The 19220-nt window shown below is 68.9% G+C and carries 19 protein-coding genes; 3 read left to right on the top strand and 16 right to left on the bottom strand.

Going from position 1 to position 19220, the window contains the following annotated elements:
• Positions 1-327: 327 nt before the first annotated feature.
• The 4 genes from CA982_RS25000 to CA982_RS24985 all read right to left on the bottom strand — a co-directional run bounded on the left by CA982_RS25000 (position 328) and on the right by CA982_RS24985 (position 2631).
• Positions 328-783 carry a flavodoxin family protein gene (locus CA982_RS25000; RefSeq protein ID WP_086537807.1) on the bottom strand — a complete coding sequence of 152 codons (456 nt, stop codon included), beginning with the start codon at positions 781-783 and terminating at the stop codon, positions 328-330.
• Between the two features lie 4 nt (positions 784-787).
• Positions 788-1327 carry a hypothetical protein gene (locus CA982_RS24995; RefSeq protein ID WP_086537806.1) on the bottom strand — a complete coding sequence of 180 codons (540 nt, stop codon included), beginning with the start codon at positions 1325-1327 and terminating at the stop codon, positions 788-790.
• A 3-nt stretch (positions 1328-1330) separates the two neighbouring features.
• Positions 1331-2080: a 4-hydroxy-tetrahydrodipicolinate reductase gene (gene dapB / locus CA982_RS24990; RefSeq protein WP_086537805.1), complete on the bottom strand. Its 750-nt coding sequence runs from the start codon at positions 2078-2080 to the stop codon at positions 1331-1333.
• Between the two features lie 68 nt (positions 2081-2148).
• A complete protein-coding gene (locus CA982_RS24985) occupies positions 2149-2631 on the bottom strand; it encodes an Lrp/AsnC family transcriptional regulator (RefSeq protein WP_086537808.1) in 483 nt (160 codons plus the stop codon).
• Positions 2632-2778: 147 nt separating this feature from the next.
• On the opposite strand from CA982_RS24985, the gene ald reads away from it, so the two are divergent.
• Positions 2779-3894 (top strand): alanine dehydrogenase, encoded by a 1116-nt coding sequence (gene ald / locus CA982_RS24980; RefSeq protein ID WP_086537804.1) that lies wholly within the window; start codon positions 2779-2781, stop codon positions 3892-3894.
• Here the strand turns inward: ald and CA982_RS24975 are convergent, their stop codons facing one another.
• Both CA982_RS24975 and CA982_RS24970 read right to left on the bottom strand, forming a co-directional pair.
• A complete protein-coding gene (locus CA982_RS24975) occupies positions 3895-4671 on the bottom strand; it encodes an NRDE family protein (RefSeq protein WP_086537803.1) in 777 nt (258 codons plus the stop codon).
• A 6-nt stretch (positions 4672-4677) separates the two neighbouring features.
• Positions 4678-6162: a putative nucleotidyltransferase substrate binding domain-containing protein gene (locus CA982_RS24970; RefSeq protein WP_086537802.1), complete on the bottom strand. Its 1485-nt coding sequence runs from the start codon at positions 6160-6162 to the stop codon at positions 4678-4680.
• Between the two features lie 24 nt (positions 6163-6186).
• On the opposite strand from CA982_RS24970, the gene CA982_RS26605 reads away from it, so the two are divergent.
• A complete protein-coding gene (locus tag CA982_RS26605; RefSeq protein ID WP_158097833.1) occupies positions 6187-6351 on the top strand; it encodes a hypothetical protein in 165 nt (54 codons plus the stop codon).
• Positions 6352-6422: 71 nt separating this feature from the next.
• Here the strand turns inward: CA982_RS26605 and CA982_RS24965 are convergent, their stop codons facing one another.
• The 3 genes from CA982_RS24965 to CA982_RS24955 all read right to left on the bottom strand — a co-directional run bounded on the left by CA982_RS24965 (position 6423) and on the right by CA982_RS24955 (position 10564).
• Positions 6423-8711 carry a polyribonucleotide nucleotidyltransferase gene (locus CA982_RS24965; protein ID WP_086537801.1) on the bottom strand — a complete coding sequence of 763 codons (2289 nt, stop codon included), beginning with the start codon at positions 8709-8711 and terminating at the stop codon, positions 6423-6425.
• A 458-nt stretch (positions 8712-9169) separates the two neighbouring features.
• The gene (gene rpsO / locus CA982_RS24960; protein ID WP_004021887.1) at positions 9170-9439 is read right to left on the bottom strand and encodes a 30S ribosomal protein S15; all 270 of its coding nucleotides are present in this window, start codon (positions 9437-9439) and stop codon (positions 9170-9172) included.
• A 156-nt stretch (positions 9440-9595) separates the two neighbouring features.
• The gene (locus CA982_RS24955; RefSeq protein ID WP_086537800.1) at positions 9596-10564 is read right to left on the bottom strand and encodes a bifunctional riboflavin kinase/FAD synthetase; all 969 of its coding nucleotides are present in this window, start codon (positions 10562-10564) and stop codon (positions 9596-9598) included.
• A 100-nt stretch (positions 10565-10664) separates the two neighbouring features.
• Between CA982_RS24955 and CA982_RS24950 the strand changes: the two genes are divergently transcribed.
• Entirely contained in the window at positions 10665-11333 is a 669-nt protein-coding gene (locus tag CA982_RS24950; RefSeq protein ID WP_086537799.1) for a metal-dependent transcriptional regulator, read from the top strand.
• A 28-nt stretch (positions 11334-11361) separates the two neighbouring features.
• Here the strand turns inward: CA982_RS24950 and truB are convergent, their stop codons facing one another.
• The 7 genes from truB to infB form a co-directional block, all read right to left on the bottom strand.
• Positions 11362-12261: a tRNA pseudouridine(55) synthase TruB gene (truB, locus tag CA982_RS24945; protein WP_086537798.1), complete on the bottom strand. Its 900-nt coding sequence runs from the start codon at positions 12259-12261 to the stop codon at positions 11362-11364.
• Position 12262: 1 nt separating this feature from the next.
• Complete coding sequence (locus CA982_RS24940) at positions 12263-12919, bottom strand: 4'-phosphopantetheinyl transferase family protein (RefSeq protein ID WP_086537797.1); 657 nt, start codon at positions 12917-12919, stop codon at positions 12263-12265.
• Complete coding sequence (locus CA982_RS24935; RefSeq protein ID WP_208618115.1) at positions 12916-13917, bottom strand: metallophosphoesterase family protein; 1002 nt, start codon at positions 13915-13917, stop codon at positions 12916-12918. Before CA982_RS24935 ends, CA982_RS24940 begins: the two co-directional genes overlap by 4 nt.
• 29 nt (positions 13918-13946) lie before the next feature.
• Positions 13947-15305, bottom strand: coding sequence for an MATE family efflux transporter (locus tag CA982_RS24930; RefSeq protein WP_144066117.1), 1359 nt, complete (start codon positions 15303-15305; stop codon positions 13947-13949).
• A gap of 17 nt (positions 15306-15322) precedes the next feature.
• A complete protein-coding gene (locus CA982_RS24925; RefSeq protein ID WP_086537794.1) occupies positions 15323-16279 on the bottom strand; it encodes a DHH family phosphoesterase in 957 nt (318 codons plus the stop codon).
• Positions 16276-16731, bottom strand: coding sequence for a 30S ribosome-binding factor RbfA (gene rbfA, locus CA982_RS24920; RefSeq protein WP_086537793.1), 456 nt, complete (start codon positions 16729-16731; stop codon positions 16276-16278). The genes CA982_RS24925 and rbfA overlap by 4 nt, the downstream gene beginning before the upstream one ends.
• A 99-nt stretch (positions 16732-16830) precedes the next feature.
• Positions 16831-19220, bottom strand: a 2390-nt coding sequence (infB, locus tag CA982_RS24915; RefSeq protein ID WP_144066116.1) for a translation initiation factor IF-2, incomplete at its 5' end; no start/stop codon positions are given.

Raw genomic sequence — 19220 nt, 5'->3', positions numbered from 1 at the left:
GCGCGGCATACCCCAACACCCGCGCCTCGAGAACCTCATCAGACAACGACGCCGGATCCGCACCATCAAACATCGACGCAACATCCCCACCCGCACGAAAAGCACTGACCCCCACCGCAACCCCCCGAACCGACCGACACGAACACGACCAACATATCCGTCGGGACCGACAAACCCTCCGGCCTCAACCCGAGATCGAGAGTGTTCCGCGGAACACTGTTGGGCACCTTGGCGACCCAAGCCGCGGCCGCCGCGGTTACCCTTGATTCGCGACTCGATCTCCGCGTCTGACGTTCAACGGTGAGGAAAAACACGGCCCTGCGAGGCTCATCCCTCCATCAGGTTTGCCGCGACCGTCGCACCCAGCTCCCAGCACGCTTCGCGGTCTTCTTTGCCCGGGGCTCCGGAGACGATGACATGCTCGGCAGCCTTGGTCCAACCGAGTCCGCCGGTGATCGAATCGACGGCTCGCACAGCGCCTTCGGTGCCCTGGTTGCCGTGGAGGTACAACCCGAACGGCCGGCCCTGGGTCGAGTCGAGGATCTGGTAGTAGCTGACGTCGAAGGCGTGTTTCAGTGCGCCACTGATGTATCCGAGGTTGGCGGGCGTGCCGAGGATGTAGCCGTCGGCGTCGAGGAAATCGCTCGCCGACACCGACAAGGCCGCCCGCCGGATCACCTCGACACCCTCGATCTCCGGATCGGTTGCGCCGGACACGACGGCCTCGAACATCTCCTGGCACGCCGGCGACGGCGTGTGGTGGACGATGAGCAGCCGGCTCATCGGGCTACTGCTCCCGGCCGTGGTACTGCGCGACGGCCCGTTTCATCATCGAGCGGGCGCGGGTGCGGTCGCCCGCGTAGTCGTAGGCACGGGCGATGCGGTAGGTGTTGCGCCAGTCGTCGGGGTCGGCTTCCCACTCGGCTTTCACCTGCGCGAAGAGCTCGTCGGCCGCATCGCGCTCCATGCGGCCCGACGCGCGGTGCGGCAGGTGGGAGATGTCAAGTTCGCGACCCTCGTCGGCCATGATCGCGGCGAGCTTCTGGTGCTCGAGCCCCGCCCGCAGGGTCGCGTAGACGAGCCACGCCCCGATCAGCGGTAGCGCGATCACGCCCACTCCCAGACCGATGCCCGCGAGGGAACCGGAGGCGATCAGCTGGAAGCCGCGCCAGCCGAGCAGCACGAAGTACACGATCAAGGCCACGACGAGGAACGCGATCATCCAGACGATCGGACGGGAGTCCTTCTTGCGCGGACCCAGGCGCGGTGCGCCGCCCTCGGTGTCGTCGTCGTGTGCGGGTTCACCCTGGGGGCCGGCGGGAGTCATCGGTCAGAGGTCCATCAGTTCTTCGAGCCCGATGGTGAGGCCCGGGCGGCCGGCCATGCTGCGCACGCCCAGGAGCACTCCCGGAGCGAACGACGCCCGGTCGAGGGAGTCGTGCCGGATGGTGAGCGTCTCACCGGCGGTGCCGAGCAGGACCTCCTGATGGGCGACGAGTCCCGCGAGCCGCACCGAGTGGACACGCACGTCGTCGACGACCGCGCCGCGAGCGCCGTCGAGTTCCTCGGTCGTGGCATCGGGGCTCCGTCCGACACCGGCCTCGGCCCGCGCACGCCCGATCAGCTCCGCCGTTCGATAGGCGGTGCCCGATGGCGCGTCGGCCTTGTGCGGGTGATGCAACTCGATCACCTCGACCGACTCGTAGTACTTGGCGGCCTGCGCGGCGAAGCGCATGGACAGCACGGCGCCGATTGCGAAGTTCGGTGCGATCAGAACACCCACCCCGGGGTTCTCGGACAGCCATCCGCGGACGATGTCGAGACGTTCCTCGGTGAACCCGGTGGTGCCCACGACGGCATGAATCCCGTTGGCGATGAGGAACTTCAGATTGTCCATCACCACGTCGGGGTGGGTGAAGTCGACGACGACCTGGGTCTCGGTGTCGGTGAAGAACTCCAGGGAGTCCCCTTTGTCGACGCCCACGGTGTAGGTGAGGTCGTCGGCGTTCTCGACCGCGGCGACGATCGCCTGCCCGACCTTGCCCTGGCTACCCAGGACGCCCACCTTGATCCCGCTCATGTCCACCCTCTTCTTGTCGACGCAGCCTCATCTCAACCGCTGCCGGGCCAGTCTAGTGGCGTCCCGCCTCAGAAGATCGGGGCACCGCCGCGGCGGTGCTCGAACACCAGCGACGTCGTGGTGCCGGCGACCTCCGGCCGGCCGTTGAGTCGTTCGACGAACTGGCGCAGCGCCTCGGTGTCGGCGGCGGCGACATGCAGCAGGTAGTCGTCGGTGCCGGCGAGGAAGAACACGTCGATCACCTCGTCGTGGGTGGCGATCTCGCCGACGAACTGCCGGATCTGACCCCGCGCGTCGGATTGCAGACTGACGGCGACCATGGCGCGCAGGGGGCGCCCCAGGGCGGCCGGGTCGACGTCGGCGAAGAAGCCGCGGATGATCCCGACCTCGACGAGCCGGCGCAAGCGGCCGTGGCACGTAGACGCGGCGATGCCGACGCGCTGCGCCAGTTCGCTGTTGGGCAACCGCGCATCCGACTGCAACAGACGCAACAGTTCGCGGTCCGTCGCGTCGAGGTCGCCTGTCCGAACATCCTTCGGTGTCGCGGGCATCGCATCCTCTCCGATCACACGATCGTCAGCTATCCGCCGACGACGAGAATATTGTTCAGCTGCATTGTGTCATCCTCGAAGTTCCTTCACGCTGGAAACAGTTCATCGAGGAACATTCAGGAGACCGCAACCACGTACGGAGTCACCATGCGCATCGGCATCCCCACCGAGATCAAGAACCGCGAATACCGGGTGGCCATCACCCCGGCCGGCGTCGCCGAACTCCACCAACGTGGTCACGACGTCGTGATCCAGGCCGGCGCAGGCGAGGGCTCGGCGATCTCCGACAACGATTTCAAGGCCGCGGGCGCTCAGATCCTGGGATCGGCCGCCGAGGTGTGGGAGCAGGCCGATCTGCTGCTCAAGGTCAAGGAACCGATCGCCACCGAGTTCCCGCTGATGCGTCGGGATCAGACGCTGTTCACCTACCTGCACCTCGCGGCGGGCCGCGCGTGCACGGAGGCGCTGCTCGCCTCGGGTATCACCTCCATCGCCTACGAGATGGTCCGCAGCGCCGACGGCGCGCTCCCCCTCCTGGCTCCGATGAGCGAGGTCGCCGGACGCCTGGCAGCGCAGGTGGGCGCCTACCACCTGATGCGCTCGGCGGGCGGCCGTGGCGTACTCATGGCCGGCGTCCCGGGAACCGAGCCCGCCGACGTCGTCGTTCTCGGCGGCGGCGTCAGCGGCGTCAACGCGGCCCAGATCGCGCTCGGCATGGGCGCCCAGGTGACCGTCTTCGACATCGACATCGCCAAGCTGCGCGCCATCGACGCCCGCTTCGGCGGTCGCGTCCACACCCGGTACAGCACAACGCTCGCGGTCGAGGCCGCCGTCGTCGATGCCGACCTGGTGATCGGGGCCGTTCTCGTCCCGGGAGCCAAGGCACCGGTCCTCGTCTCGAACAGCACCGTCGCCCGGATGACGTCGGGCGCGGTCCTCGTCGACGTCGCGATCGACCAGGGTGGCTGCTTCGAGGACTCCCGGCCCACCACCCATGACGACCCGACCTTCGCCGTCCACGACACCGTCTTCTACTGCGTCGCGAACATGCCCGGCAACGTCGCGCGTACGTCGACACAGGCACTCACCGGTGCGACCCTCCCCTACGTCCTACGGCTGGCCGATTCGGGCCCGGAGCAGGCGTGCGCAGCCGACCCGGCACTCGCCTCGGGCCTGAGCACGCGGCACGGCGAACTGTTCACCGCCGAGGTCGGCGCCGCACTCGACCTCGACGTAACGCCGAACCCCTACGCGCACAACTGATCAGAACGTCAGCGTGGTGGTACCCCGGCGTCGCCCCCGCCAGCCGTAGCGACGCTCGGTCATCGATCCGTGGCCGTCGTACCCGACGCGCAGCAGGGTCGATGCCCGGGTGCCGTATCCGGGGATGTTGATGAACATCGACGACAGCGCTGCCTCGGCCTGCGGGCCGACGCCCGTGTCGGGCAGACGCGCCGGGTCGGGCCGATCCTGGTCGGCCAGCATGGCGAAGAAGGACTCGTCCGGACACCCATCCGGCCCGCCGCCGTCTGTCTCGACCAGCCCGCTCAGGGCCGCCGCACCGTCGACGACCTTCGGCCAGTCGTTGTCCAGTGACCCGTTGGAGAGACCGTGCACACCGTCGGCGACCCGCTCGGCGCGCGGCTCCGGCCAGTTGGTCATCCACCACAGCTCGTTCCGATCGGCGACGAGCAGGTTGACCGGGTCGTATGCGCCGGCGTCGTCGACGACCCGGTGGGCGTACACCTTCGGGTCGTCGTCACCGATCAGATAGTCCACGGGAAGCTGCCCGCGCGACCGGATTCCGGTTCGTCGAGCCGGACCGACGCGGACGTTCGTGACCATCGCCACGCGGCTGGGGGTCTCCGCCGAGACGGCCATCCACGTACCGCCGGCGACGGCATCGCGACCACCGAGGATCGGCAGGTCGTCCCAGTGCGACAGCGCGAACGTGCGGCGGCGGTGCTGCTCGTCCCGGTTGGCGGCCACAATCAGACGCCGGGTGGGGTGCGCGTTCCACGCGAAGAGGATCAGACACATCGGTTCTCAGGTCACCTGCTCGGGTCCGGGGAGAAGTCGGCTCATGGTCGACATGCGGCGCTGCACACCGGCGATCTCGCGGACCGCCTGCCCGAGGAGGCTGCGGTCCAGCGGGGACAGCTGTCTGACGTCGAACCGATCGCCGGGCGGGTCGCCGTTGTCGAACTGCGCGACCTGATATCGCAGCCGGACGCGCTGCAACACGTCGAAGACCTCGACGAGCGTCGACGCCTGCTCGTCGGGCAGCATCTCACTGCCGGACGCCGCGCGTAGACGGCCCCGGGTGTCGACGTCGGTCGAACCGACGCTGACCGCAGCCCATCGCGCGATGTTGACCAGCGGTGTCACCGCGTGCTGCTTGATGTCGACGACGTTGCCCCGCCCGGTCAGCACATCACGCCGGGAGCGCAACCGGGCGCGCGTCGACAGAGTCTCGGCCAGAAGCAGATTCATCGTCCGCGGGTCACGCCGCAGGCCGGCGATCATCGCCACCGCCGGCGTCGCCGACGACGGCGAGTAGCCTCCGCCGATCGGCCGACCGTCGAGCATCAACGACGTGAAGATCATCCCCTTACCGGCGAGCGGGTCGTCGATCCAGCCCCGCGCCGCCGCCTGCCACTGCGAGTGTGTCCGCGCGAACAGCGGCTTCGACGCGACGGCACCGTTGGCGTCGACCCGCAGTCCCGCGTTCCGCAACACCTCATCGACCTCACCGAACGCCACCCGATATCGATCGATCTCGCCGGCAACCGAATCGTCGAGAGAGACAGCCGAATCCACGTCGGAACTCAACACCGGTTCCCGACGGGCGGTGCTGCCCAGCGACAACCAGGTGAACGCGGCGGGATCGAGTTCCGGGTGTGCGGCCAGGACGACATCGAGCGCACGACTGACGACCGAGTCGACGACCAGGGACGCCGCGCGGGTGATCTCGTACGGCGGCCGGTCACGGCGCACCAGGTCGGCGACGAACTGCGGCAGCCGGCGCGCGTGCCCCTGCAGCTCGTCGACGCCGAGCGAGCGTCGGATCTGTTCGCGCAGAGGGATTCCGGCACCCGCCGGGTCGGCGACGAAATCGCCCGGCCCGACGACACCCACCACGTCGCCGTCGGCGTCGCACACGGGGACGATCGAGAGGTCACGATCGACGAGCTCGGTCAGGACGTCCACGGCGGCCGCTCTGGCATCGACGACGAACGCAGGTTGCGTCACGATCTCCCCGACCGGTGTGTCGACGCTGCGCCCGGCCGCCACCACCTCGGCCCGAATGTCACCGTCGGTCAGCACACCGTGGCGCCGGTCCGGCAGCGGGATCACCACGTAGTCCTGCCCGCGCTCGGTCATCAGCGCGGCCGCCTGGCGGACGGTCATGTCGGCCCGCCCGATCACCGGTGCGGTGCGGAGGAGTTCGACGACGGCGCGCGCGACGGAGACGTCGCCGGCGTCCCGACGGCGCGCAACCGTCAGCCGCACGTTCTCGTCACCGGACATCTCTGCAGAGTCTAGGCGCGCGACGTGTCGACCAGAACCGTCGGCCGGCCGCTCCCCCGGGTTCTCGGGACCGACGCCGACGGCGACCGTCTCGTGGTCACCGCGGGACACTGCGCCGAGGGCGTCGGTGACGAGGTCACCGCCGCCGACGGATTCGAGATCTGGTTCGACGAACCCGATCGTCGATAGCGCCCGGCACGGCGAAGGGGCCCGCCGTCCGCATGGACGACGGGCCCCTTCAGGACCTACTCGGTGTCAGATCAGGCGTCTGCGGTGGCTGCCTCGGCAGCCGGTGCCTCCGCCTTGTCGGCGTCGTCGTCGACCGGGACGAGGCTGATCTTGCCGCGCTCGTCGATGTCGGCGATCTCGACGCGGAGCTTGGAGCCCACGTTGACCACGTCCTCGACCTTGTTGATGCGCTTGCCCTTGCCGAGCTTCGAGATGTGCACCAGGCCGTCGCGACCGGGCAGCAGCGACACGAATGCACCGAACGCGGTCGTCTTGACGACGGTGCCGAGGAAGCGCTCCCCGACCTTCGGCAGCTGCGGGTTGGCGATCGCGTTGATGCGATCGATGGCGGCCTGCGCGGACGGGCCGTCGGCCGCGCCGACGAACACGGTGCCGTCGTCCTCGATGGAGACGTTCGCGCCGGTCTCCTCGGTGATGCCGTTGATCGTCTTGCCCTTGGGGCCGATCAGCTCACCGATCTTGTCCATCGGGATCTTGATGGTGGTGATCCGCGGCGCGAAGGGGCTCATCTCGTCCGGCTCGTCGATGGCCTCGGCCATGACGTCGAGAATGGTCAGCCGGGCGTCCTTGGCCTGGCTGAGCGCACCCGCGAGCACCTGCGACGGAATGCCGTCGAGCTTGGTGTCGAGCTGCAGCGCGGTCACGAAGTCCTTGGTGCCCGCGACCTTGAAGTCCATGTCGCCGAACGCATCCTCGGCGCCGAGGATGTCGGTCAGTGCGACATAACGGGTTTCCCCGTCGACGGTGTCGGAGACGAGGCCCATAGCGATACCGGCGACCGGAGCGCGCAGCGGCACACCGGCATTCAGCAGCGACATGGTCGACGCGCAGACCGAGCCCATCGAGGTCGAGCCGTTGGAGCTCAACGCCTCGGAGACCTGGCGGATCGCGTACGGGAAGTCCTCGACGCTCGGCAGCACCGGCACCAGAGCACGCTCGGCGAGCGCGCCGTGGCCGATCTCGCGGCGCTTGGGCGAACCGACGCGGCCGGTCTCACCGGTCGAGTACGGCGGGAAGTTGTAGTGGTGCATGTACCGCTTGGACGTCTCGGGTCCGAGCGAGTCGATCTGCTGCGCCATCTTGACCATGTCGAGCGTGGTGACACCCATGATCTGGGTCTCGCCGCGCTCGAACAGCGCACTGCCGTGGGCACGCGGGATCACGGCGACCTCGGCCGACAGCGCACGGATGTCGGTGATGCCGCGACCGTCGATGCGGAAGTGGTCGGTCAGGATGCGCTGGCGCACGAGCTTCTTGGTCAGCGACCGGTACGCGCCGCCGATCTCCTTCTCGCGACCCTCGAACTGCTCGCCGAGCCGGGCCAGGATGTCGGCCTTGAGCTCGTCGGTCTTGTCGTCGCGCTCCTGCTTGCCCGCGATGGTCAGGATCTCCGACAGACGCTCGGTGGCAGCGGCGGCCACGGCGTCGTAGACATCCGACTGGTACGCCGGGTACAGCGGGAACTCGGCGGTCTCCTTGGCCGCGGCGGCGGCCAGCGACTTCTGCGCCTCGCAGAGTCGGGCGATGAACGGCTTGGCGGCTTCGAGGCCCTCGGCCACGATCGCCTCTGTCGGCGCCTGTGCGCCGCCGGCGACGAGGTCGATGACGTTGTCGGTGGCCTCCGCCTCGACCATCATGATCGCGACGTCGGCGGTGTCGCCGGAACCGGCGACGATGCGGCCCGCGACGACCATGTCGAACACGGCGCCCTCGAGCTGCTCGACGGTCGGGAACGCGACCCACTGTCCGGCCTTGTTCTCCTCGGTCGGGATCAGCGCGACGCGCACGCCGCCGACGGGTCCGGAGAACGGCAGCCCGGCGAGCTGGGTCGAGGCCGACGCGGCGTTGATCGCGACGACGTCGTAGAGGTCGTTCGGGTTGAGCGAGAGGACGGTCACGACGACCTGGATCTCGTTGCGGAGACCGTCGACGAACGACGGGCGCAGCGGACGGTCGATCAGGCGACAGGTCAGGATCGCGTCGGTCGACGGGCGGCCCTCGCGACGGAAGAACGATCCGGGGATGCGTCCGGCGGCGTACATCCGCTCCTCGACGTCCACGGTGAGCGGGAAGAAGTCGAAGTGTTCCTTCGGGTGCTTCGACGCCGCGGTGGTCGAGAGCAGCATGTTCTCGTCGTCGAGGTAGGCGGTCACCGACCCGGCGGCCTGCAGTGCGAGGCGTCCGGTCTCGAACCGGATCGTGCGGGTGCCGAAGCTCCCGTTGTCGATGACGGCGGTCGCCTCGGTGATGGCGTCGTCGTAGTCGTCGGCGAAGTCTTCGGTCGTGTTCACATCTGTCATGTGGGGTGGAATCCCTTCGTAGCGGCTGCCGGTGGCGGCCGTCTGACGCGGCCACGCAAAGTCGGCCGCTTGTGCGGTTGGGGGTGGTCATCGCGGAGGTGCGCAGCACGTACTCACACGCCGCATCGAGCGGACATGTCCTCGAGGAGCGCACGCGCGGATCGGACCGACCCAGAACGCGCCGAGAATGTGCGGCAGCACGGTGAATGGCGCAGCGTATCTGCGCCGGATGAGTGCTCAGACGGCCTTCGATCGAAGCGGCCGGAATCCTGCGCGCCCGGGGATTGCCCGGACGAGGTTTCCGGCGGCCACTACCGAGGACCGATCTGGCGGGTCGTTCCGTACTGCCTCGAGTTCCGGCACGATCCGTCTGTCAGCGTATCACCGCCGACTGTCAATACCTCAATACGACAAACCGGCCGCCCCCGATTCGGGGGCGGCCGGTGGAAGTCGTGGGATCAGCGACGCAGGCCGAGACGCTCGATGAGCGAACGGTAGCGGTTGATGTCGACCTTGGCGACGTACTTGAGCAGACGACGACGGCGTCCGACCAGCAGCAGCAGTCCGCGACGGCTGTGGTGGTCGTGCTTGTGCTGCTTCAGGTGCTCGGTGAGGTCGGTGATGCGCTTGGTCAGCATCGCGACCTGGGCCTCGGGCGAACCGGTGTCGGTCTCGTGCAGACCGTACTCGGCGAGGATTTCCTTCTTCTGCTCGACAGTCAAAGCCATGGAGATACTCCTGTTTCTCAGTACCGCGTCCGAAACAACCACGGTGCGCCACCGCGGACTGCAGCAACACCGACTGATCAGGCTACAGCCAGGGTGGGACCCGGCCCAAATCCGGCGTCGGGACTCGGCGAGCGGGCCGGAGACGACCGGACGGGATCAGCTGTCCGCTGCGGCCAGGATCTCCCTGGTCTTCGTCACGTCGTCGCCCATCGCGATGATCAGGTCGTCGACCCCGTCGAACTGTTCCATCCCGCGGATGCGATGGACGAAGTCGACGGCGACGTGCTGACCGTAGAGATCCGCGCTCTTGTCGAGCACGAACGCCTCGACGGTGCGGGTCCGGCCGGAGAAGGTGGGGTTGGTACCGACCGACACCGCGGCCTGGTAGCGCTCCCCCGGTTCGACCTCGCCGACGACCGGGCCCGCGCCCAGGATCGTGAACCAGGCGGCGTAGACCCCGTCCGCGGGGATCGCCGCGTACATCGGTGGCGCCACATTGGCCGTCGGATAGCCGAGGTCGCGGCCCCGGCCGTCCCCGCGCACCACCACGCCCTCGACCCGATGCGGACGTCCGAGCGCCTCGGTCGCGCGGTCGACGTCGCCGGCCGCGACGCAGGACCGGATGTAGGTCGAGGAGAAGGTCACCGCATGTTCACCGAACAGCGACACCGATTCCACCGAGAACCCGAACTTCCCACCGAGTTCGGCGAGTCTGGCCACGTCGCCGGCCGCCTTGCGACCGAAGGTGAAGTTGTCACCGACCACCACGACCGCGGCGTGCAACGTCTCCACGAGGATGTCGTGGGCGAAGTCCTTCGGCGACCGGGCGGCGAGTTCGGGGGTGAACGGCATGACGCAGAAGACGTCGATGCCGAGCTCCTCGGCCAGCTCCGCACGCCGCGTCAGCGTCGTCAGTTGCGGCGGATGGGATCCCGGCCGGACCACCTCGGACGGATGCGGATCGAATGTCATCAGCACCGCCGGCACCCCGTGCTCCTTCGCCGCCGTCGTGGCGGCGTTGATGAGCTCGGCATGTCCTCGGTGGACACCGTCGAAGACACCGATGGTGACCACGCACCGCCCCCAGTCCGCGGGGATGTCGTCCAGACCTCGCCATCGCAACACGCGACCAGACTACGGGCACCCGGTGTTCCAAACCACCACCGCCACTCGCGTTTGCGGTGGGGTTAAGCTCTTGGTCATGCCTCGGGGATCAGATCGTCCGGTGACAGAGCTGTCACAGGTGACCCAGGACTATCTGAAAGTGATCTGGACCAGCCAGGAGTGGGAAGACGTCAAGGTCACCACCAAGCTGCTGGCCCAGTCCCTCGGTGTGTCCGCGTCCACCGCCTCGGAGGCCATCCGCAAGCTCGCCGACCAGGGCTTCGTCTCGCACGAACCGTACGGCGCGGTCACCCTCACCGACGAGGGCCGGTCCGCGGCCATCCTCATGGTGCGCCGTCATCGCCTGATCGAGACCTTCCTGGTGCGCGAACTCGGATACCGGTGGGACGAGGTGCACGACGAGGCGGAGATCCTCGAACACGCGGTCTCCGACCGTCTGATGGCCCGGTTGGACGCGAAACTCGGCTTCCCCGACCGGGATCCGCATGGTGACCCCATCCCCGCCCTGGACGGCTCGATCCCCGCGCCGGACGCGGCCCTGCTGGCCGACCTCGATGTGGGGGCGTCGGGCGCCATCGCCCGGATCTCCGACACCGATCCCGAGATGCTGCGTTACTTCGATCAGGTGGGCGTCGCCCTCGACTGTGTGGTTACCGTCGCCGAGAAGCGCCCGTTCGCGGGCACGATCTCGGTGTCACTCGACGACGCCGATCCGATCGACCTCGGCGACATCGCCGCACGCGCCATCTTCGTCGTCCCGCGCGCCTGACCCGATCGCCCGCGCGCGGCCACCCGCGTCAGCGCAGGGTCGCCGGCCGGACCACCATCACCGAGCTCGCCCGGCGACCTTTCTCCTGGATCAGCGCGATCGCCTGTTCCCGCTGGTCGACGACCACATAGATGTCTTTGCGGCCGATCGGTTCCAGCCATCGTCCCTGACTGATCGACTCGGCTTCGTCGTCGTCGATGTCGCGGCGCGGGAAGGAGATCTTGACCGCCTCGTCGATGTCGAGGCTGACCCGCGGCTCGTCGCGGACGTCGTCGAGCGTGCGCGCGTGGTCGAGGGTGAACGGGCCGACCGCGGTCCGCCGGAGTTCGGTCAGGTGCCCGCCGACGCCCAGTGCGGCGCCGAGATCGCGTGCCAGTGACCGGATGTAGGTGCCCGACGAACAGTCCACCACCACGTCGAGATCGACGAAGGCCCCCTCGTACCGGGTGTCGAGAACCTCGAAGCGGGACACCGTGACCGGGCGCGCCGCGAGATCGAAATCGGCGCCGGTACGCACGAGCGCGTGCGCCCGTCGGCCGTCGACCTTGACCGCGCTGACCTTCGCCGGGACCTGCTGGATGTCGCCGGTGAGATCGGCCATCGCGGCGGCGATCGCGGCCTCGGACACCTCGGATGCGTCTGCGGTGGAGAGGATCTCACCTTCACGGTCGTCGGTCGTCGTGGCCGCACCGAGCCGGATCGTCGCGGTGTAGGACTTCGTGGTCAGCGACAGCAGACCGAGAAGTTTTGTGGCCCTCTCGATCCCGACGACCAGAACGCCGGTCGCCATCGGGTCGAGGGTGCCCGCATGGCCGACGCGGCGGGTGTTGAAGATCTTCCGGCAGCGCGAGACGACGTCGTGGCTGGTCATTCCGGCCGGCTTGTCGACGACGAGCAGTCCGGCGTTCTCGATGGTTGCGTCGGCCACGTCAGGTCAGCGCGATCGTGGTGGTGATGATGCCGCGCTCGACCAGCCAGCGACCAGAGAACTCGAGCAGCGGCGGCCCCCCGTCCGCGGCGGCCGGATCGATGAGGATGCGCGAGGTGAACGTTCCCGACGTCGGGGTGGACTGCTCGAAGGTGATGTGCGCGTCCTCGAAGCCCAGCCAGCGCTTGGCGACCGGGAACCATGCCTTGTAGGTGGCCTCCTTGGCGCAGAACAGCAACCGGTCCCAGTGCAGGTCGCCCGACCGCGTCGCGAGGACCTCCCGCTCGGCCGGCAGACTGGTGTGCTCGAGCACGCCGTCGGGGAGGCTGTCGTGCGGCTCGGCGTCGATGCCGAGGGACCGCACCGCCATCGCGTACGCCACCGTCGCGGCGCGATAGCCGTCGCAGTGTGTGAGACTCCCCACGATCCCGGCCGGCCAGACGGGTGCGCCCTTGTCGCCCTTGAGGATCGGGACCGGCTCGTGACCGAGCTCCCCCAGCGCCTGGCGGGCGCAGTGCCGAACGGTGGTGAATTCTCGGCGACGCTTCTCCACCGCACGGGAGATCAGGCTCTGCTCGGCGGGCAGCAGGACCAGATCGGGCGGGTCGGCGAACGCCTCCGCCGAGGCGACGCCCGCCGGCAGGAGTTGCTCGATCATCGGTTGTCCTCTCGTGCTTGCCGTTCGGCCTGTCTCTCGGCCTGTCGGGTGCGTCGTTCCGCCTGCCGCTGCTCGACGCGCTGCCGGAACTCGGCGGCCCGTTCGGCATAGTCCGGCGGCAGATCGAACCGGACCCCATGCTCGGGGAGATCGGCCGCGGTGAGCCCATCCCCGGGAACGATGTTGCGCATCAGCGGGTTCGGCAGTCCGCGACGCTTCCATTCCCGCGGATAACCGACCGACACCTCGTCGAACCGGACGCCGTCGTACCAGGTGGTCCGCGGGATGTGCAGGTGTCCGTACACGCAGCACGCCGCGTTGAACTCGGTGTGCCAGTCGGCGGTGAGTTCACTGCCGCACCACAGGGCGAACTCCGGATAGATGAGTGCGTCGCACGGCTCACGGCGCAGCGGCCAGTGGTTGATCAGGATCGTCTTCTCGGCCGGATCGATGGCCTGTAGCCGACGCCGGGTGATCTCGATCCGCGCCCGTCCCCAGGCATCGCGGGTGGGGAACGGCTCGGGCGACAGCAGGAACTCGTCGGTCGCCACCACGTTGCGTTCCCGGGCGAGGGCGAGCGCGGTCAGTTTGTTGGCGGTGCCCTCCGGACGGAAGGTGTAGTCGTAGAGCAGGAACATCGGGACCACGCGGACCGGGTCGGAGCCGTCACCCGCATCGAAGAGCGGATAGATGTCCTCCGGGGTGACCACACCGATGTCGCGGCAGGCCTGCACCAGGTAGTCGTACCGCGCGACCCCGAACACCTGCAGCGGATCCTTGGCCGTCGTGTACAGCTCATGATTGCCCGGCACCCAGACGACGGTGGCGAAGCGCGCCCGCAGCCGACGCAGGGTGTCGACGACGTCGTCGGTGCGTTCGGCGACATCACCGGCGACGATGAGCCAGTCCTCCGGCGACGTCGGCCGGATGCTGTCGATGATGTGCTCGTTGCCCCGATGCGCGATGTGCAGATCGCTGATCGCCCACAGAGTAGCCACGAGGATCCATCGTGCCAGACCGCCCACGGTCAGGCGCGGACCGCACCTGCCCGACGCCATTTACCCGAGCGGATCCGCCACACCACGGTCGCCAGCCGGACCAGCATGAACACCACCAGGCCCGACCAGACTCCCGCCAGACCCCAGTCGAACACCAGCGACAACCAGATCAGCGGTAGGAAGCCCACCAGGGCGCCGGTGAGTGTCGCGGTACGCAGGAAGGCCGCGTCACCGCTGCCGAGGAGTACGCCGTCGAGGGCGAAGACCACACCGGCGATCGGCAGCATCCCGACGAAGAACCACCAGGGCACGCCGACGGCATCGAGGACTGCGGCGTCGGAGGTGAAGATGCGCGGGATCAGGGTCGCGCCGGCCGCGAAGAGGGCACCCATCGCGGTGGCGGCGACCACGGACACCGCGGTGACGCGACGGGCGACAGAGTCGGCGGCACCGAGCCGTCCCGCGCCGAGCGCAGCGCCCACCAGGGCCTGCGCGGCGATGGCCAGCGAGTCGAGGAACAGCGCCATGAACTCCCACAGCTGCAGCACCAGTTGATGAGCGGCCACCTGGGCGACCCCGAAGCGCGCGGCGACCGCGGCCGCCGAGACGAAGCAGATCTGGAACGACAGGCTGCGCACGACCAGATCGCGCGCCATCACGAGCTGGGCGCGGATGATCGACCAGTCGGGTGCGAAGGCACGTGAACCCGGCCCACGTCCCGATCCGGTCCCGGCCGAGACCCGCCGCGCCTCGCGGACGACTCGGACCGCGAACAGCACCCCGGTCACACCCTGTCCGATCACGTTGGCCACCGCACTGCCGTCCAGACCCATCCGCGGGAACGGGCCGATGCCGTGGACCAGTCCGACGACGAGCACCGCGGCGAGGGACAGTCCGACGACGACGTAGACGACCGGACGACGAGTGTCCTGCACTCCGCGCATCCACCCGTTGCCCGCCATCGACAACAAGATGAGCGGTACACCGAACATCGCGATCCGCAGCCAACCCGCCGCGTCCTCGGCGACCGCGGCCGACTCCGGTGACGACGTCCCGACCAGCAGACGCATCACGACCGGGGCGCACGGATACGCCACCGCGACGATCAGGATGCCGACCGCCACCGCGATCCAACTCGCCTGCACCCCTTCGACGACCGCGCCGGGGCGGTCGCCGGAACCGAAGCGTCGCGCGGAACGGGCCGTGGTGCCGTAGGACAGGAAGGTCAGCTGGGTACTGACGATCGAGAGCACCAGGGTGCCGACCCCCAGTGCGGCCAGTTGCCCACCGCCCAGCCGTCCCACGACGGCCAGGTCGAGCAGGAGGTAGAGCGGGGGCGCGATGAGGACCGCGAGAGCCGAGACGGTGAGCGTGGCGATGCGCGCCACGCCTGGGGAGTCCTCGCTCAGAGCGACTCCAGCAATCTGGCGACCACGTCGTCCGCGGTACCCGTGTCGCTGTACCCGGAGGCCTGACGGTGCCCGCCACCGCCGTGTCCCCGTGCGATCGGGACGAGATCGACGATGTCCTTGGACCGAAGCGAGACCGTCCAGATCCCCGGCTCACTCTCCTTGAACACCGCGGCCACCTCGGCTTCGTGCGCCGTGCGGATCGTGTCGATGACGCTCTCGGCCTCGTCCCAGCTCATCCCGGCCAGAGCCTGCTGATCGACGATCGCGTAGACGAGGCCCTCGCCGTTGCACGCCGACGGGACCAGCTGGGCCGACGCCAGGACACCCGACATCATCGAGAACCACGCAAACGGATGCGAATCGAACAGGATGCGACTCCACCGCCGCGCGTCGACACCGGTCTCGAGGAGTCGGGCGGCCACCCGGAACGACGCCGGACGAGCCCAGCGGAACGAACCGGTGTCGGTGCTGAGACCGGCGTAGATGCAGGTGGCGATGTCGGCGTCGAGCTCGACGCCCAGGTCGTCGAGGACGTCGAGCACCAGTACGGCGGTGCAGTCGGCGTCCGGGTCGACCAGGTCGAGGTCCCCGAAGCCGGGATTCGACGCATGGTGGTCGATCACGACCGAGGTCTGCGCCGCGGTGAACGTCGCGCCGAGAGACTCGAGGCGTTCGAGGTTGGCGGCATCGACCGCCACCACGAGCGGATGTCCGACGACCTGCGCGGGCGAACACAGCAGTTTGCTGCCGGGCAGCCCCGCGAGCGACGCCGGGAGTTGCTCGGTCCCCGGGTAGGAGACCTCGACGTCGACGCCCCGGCGGTCGAGTGCCAACCCCAGCGCCAGACCGCTGCCGATCGTGTCCGCATCGGGTCGGACATGACAGCAGATGGTCACCGCGGTCGCGGAGGCCAGCGTCGCGGCGATCGCCGCGCTCGACGAACCGCTCACTCTTCGGTACCGGCGGCGTCGTCGTCCGCCGTACGATACGGGTCCGAATCCCCTGCCGGCTCGGCCTCCGCCGCACGCCGGGCCACGAGTTCGTCGTTCGCGCGGGCGCGGGCGACGAGTTCCTCCATCTGACGTGCCGCGTCGGGCACCGTGTCGAGTACGAAACGCAGGGTCGGGGTGAAGCGCACCCCGGTGCCCGCGCCGACCTTCGACCTCAGCACGCCGGTCGCTTTCGCCAGCCCCGCGGCCGCGGCCTCGACATCGGGCTCGGCGTCGATGGATTCGCCCATCACGGTGTAGTAGATCGTCGCGTCGTGCAGGTCGTTGGTCACCCGGGCGTCGGTGACGGTGACATAGGCCAGTCGCGGATCCTTGATCTCGTGCGCTATCGCCGACGCGACGATCGACGAAATCCGCTTGGCCATGCGCTGAGCGCGTGCCGGATCAGCCATTACGGGGCTCCTTCCGTAGCGCTGCGTGCGCGCCGACCGGAAACCGGTCGGCGCGCACCACAGCTGTCGAGATGTCGTACGAGGCAGTCGCTGTCGCGATCAGTCGCGCGGCTTCTCCCGCAGCTCGTAGGTCTCGATCACGTCGTCCACCTTGATGTCCGAGTAGGTCAGCGTGAGACCACATTCGTAGCCTTCGCGGACCTCGGTCGCATCGTCCTTCTCGCGCTTGAGCGAGGAGACGGTGAGGTTCTCGGCGACCACGACGTTGTCGCGCAGCAGGCGGGCCTTGGCGTTGCGCCGCATGATGCCCGACTGCACGAGACAACCGGCGATGTTGCCGACCTTCGACGACTTGAAGATCGCGCGGATCTCGGCGCGGCCGAGCTCCACCTCTTCGTAGATCGGCTTGAGCATGCCCTTGAGCGCGCTCTCGATCTCGTCGATGGCCTGGTAGATCACCGAGTAGTACCGGATGTCGACGCCCTCGCGGTTGGCCAGCTCGGTGGCCTTGCCTTCCGCACGGACATTGAAGCCGATGATGATCGCATCCGAGGCGGCCGCCAGGTTGACGTTGGTCTCGGTCACGCCACCGACACCGCGGTCGATGATCCGCAGCGAGACCTCGTCGCCCATCTCGATGTTCAGCAAGGCCTCTTCGAGGGCCTCGACCGTACCCGAGTTGTCACCCTTGAGGATGAGGTTGAGCTGGCTGGTCTCCTTGAGCGCCGAATCCAGGTCTTCCAGGCTGATCCGCTTGCGGCTGCGTGCGGCCAGCGCGTTGCGCTTGCGCGCGTTGCGCCGGTCGGCGATCTGCCGGGCGATCCGGTCCTCTTCGACCACGAGCAAGTTGTCGCCTGCGCCGGGGACCGAGGTGAAACCGATGACCTGGACCGGACGCGACGGCAGCGCCTCGGGGACGTCCTCGCCGTGCTCGTCGACCATGCGACGCACACGTCCGTAGGCGTCGCCGGCGACGATCGAGTCGCCGACCTTCAGCGTGCCGCGCTGGACCAGCACGGTCGCCACCGGGCCGCGGCCGCGGTCGAGGTGCGCCTCGATGGCGACACCCTGGGCGTCCATGTCCGGGTTGGCACGCAGATCGAGCGACGCGTCCGCGGTGAGCAGAACGGCCTCGAGCAGCGCGTCGATGTTCTCGCCCTGCTTGGCCGAGATGTCGACGAACATGGCGTCGCCGCCGTACTCCTCGGGGATCAGACCGTATTCGGTCAGCTGCCCGCGGATCTTCTGTGGGTCGGCGCCTTCCTTGTCGATCTTGTTCACCGCGACCACGATCGGCACGTCGGCCGCCTGGGCGTGGTTCACCGCTTCCACCGTCTGCGGCATGACGCCGTCGTCGGCCGCGACCACGAGGATCGCGATGTCGGTCGCCTTGGCACCGCGGGCACGCATGGCGGTGAACGCCTCGTGACCCGGCGTGTCGATGAACGTGATCAGGCGATCCTCACCGTTGAGGTGGGTGTTCACCTGGTAGGCACCGATGTGCTGCGTGATGCCACCGGCCTCGCCCTCACGGACGTTGGCCTTGCGGATCGTGTCGAGCAGTCGGGTCTTACCGTGATCGACGTGGCCCATGACGGTGACCACCGGCGGACGCTGTTCGAGGTCTTCCTCGCCGCCCTCGTCCTCGCCGTAGGTGAGGTCGAAGCTGTCGAGGAGCTCGCGGTCCTCGTCCTCCGGGCTGACCACCTGGACGCGGTAGTTCATCTCCGAGCCGAGCAGCTCGAGCGTCTCGTCGTTGACCGACTCAGTCGCGGTCACCATCTCGCCGAGGTTGAACAGCGCCTGGACCAGCGACGACGGGTTGGCGTCGATCTTGTCGGCGAAGTCGGACAGCGACGCACCACGGGCGAGACGGATGGTCTCGCCGTTGCCGCGCGGCAACCGGACGCCACCGACGGCCGGTGCCTGCATGTTCTCGTACTCGGCGCGTTTCGCCCGCTTCGACTTGCGACCACGGCGTGGTGCACCACCGGGACGACCGAAGGCGCCTGCTGCACCGCCGCGTCCACGACCGCCGCCACCGCCGCCGGGACGACCGCGGAAGCCGCCACCTGCGGGTGCACCGGGTGCACCGCCGCCGCCACCGGGGCCACCGCGGTAACCGCCGCCGCCACCGCCACGTCCACCGCCACCGCCGGGTCCGCCACGACCACCCGGACGGGCGTCCGGGCGAGCCGCGCGCGACGGCATGGCGCCGGGACTCGGGCGCGGGGGCATGTTGCCGGGATTGGGCCGGGGACCGCCCTGACCGGGTGCGGGACGACCGCCGCCGGGACGCGGACCACCCTGGCCGGCCGGGCCGGGACGACCGCCGCCGGGACGCGGGCCGCCCTGCCCGGGACCGGGGCGTGCAGCCGGACGCGGCGCGGGCGCCGGTGCCGACGAGTACGGGTTGTTGCCCACCCGCGGGGTGCGCGGGCCCGGCTTCGGGCCGGGACGCGCGCCCGGGGTCGGTGCCGGTGCCGCAG

Source organism: Gordonia lacunae, assembly GCF_002149015.1.
GTDB classification, from domain to species: Bacteria; Actinomycetota; Actinomycetes; order Mycobacteriales; family Mycobacteriaceae; genus Gordonia; species Gordonia lacunae.
Note: the sequence above shows the minus strand (reverse complement) of the source record. Positions and strands in the feature narration are given on the sequence as shown.

Coding starts and splice junctions, on each gene's coding strand:
- rpsO (WP_004021887.1), bottom strand. CDS start 9,439: ATGGCTTTGACTGTCGAGCAGAAGAAGGAAATCCTCGCCGAGTACGGT.
- rbfA (WP_086537793.1), bottom strand. CDS start 16,731: ATGGCTGATCCGGCACGCGCTCAGCGCATGGCCAAGCGGATTTCGTCG.
- CA982_RS24975 (WP_086537803.1), bottom strand. CDS start 4,671: ATGTGTCTGATCCTCTTCGCGTGGAACGCGCACCCCACCCGGCGTCTG.
- CA982_RS24995 (WP_086537806.1), bottom strand. CDS start 1,327: ATGACTCCCGCCGGCCCCCAGGGTGAACCCGCACACGACGACGACACC.
- ald (WP_086537804.1), top strand. CDS start 2,779: ATGCGCATCGGCATCCCCACCGAGATCAAGAACCGCGAATACCGGGTG.
- dapB (WP_086537805.1), bottom strand. CDS start 2,080: ATGAGCGGGATCAAGGTGGGCGTCCTGGGTAGCCAGGGCAAGGTCGGG.
- CA982_RS24970 (WP_086537802.1), bottom strand. CDS start 6,162: ATGTCCGGTGACGAGAACGTGCGGCTGACGGTTGCGCGCCGTCGGGAC.
- CA982_RS25000 (WP_086537807.1), bottom strand. CDS start 783: ATGAGCCGGCTGCTCATCGTCCACCACACGCCGTCGCCGGCGTGCCAG.
- CA982_RS24965 (WP_086537801.1), bottom strand. CDS start 8,711: ATGACAGATGTGAACACGACCGAAGACTTCGCCGACGACTACGACGAC.
- CA982_RS24985 (WP_086537808.1), bottom strand. CDS start 2,631: ATGCCCGCGACACCGAAGGATGTTCGGACAGGCGACCTCGACGCGACG.
- CA982_RS24940 (WP_086537797.1), bottom strand. CDS start 12,919: ATGATCGAGCAACTCCTGCCGGCGGGCGTCGCCTCGGCGGAGGCGTTC.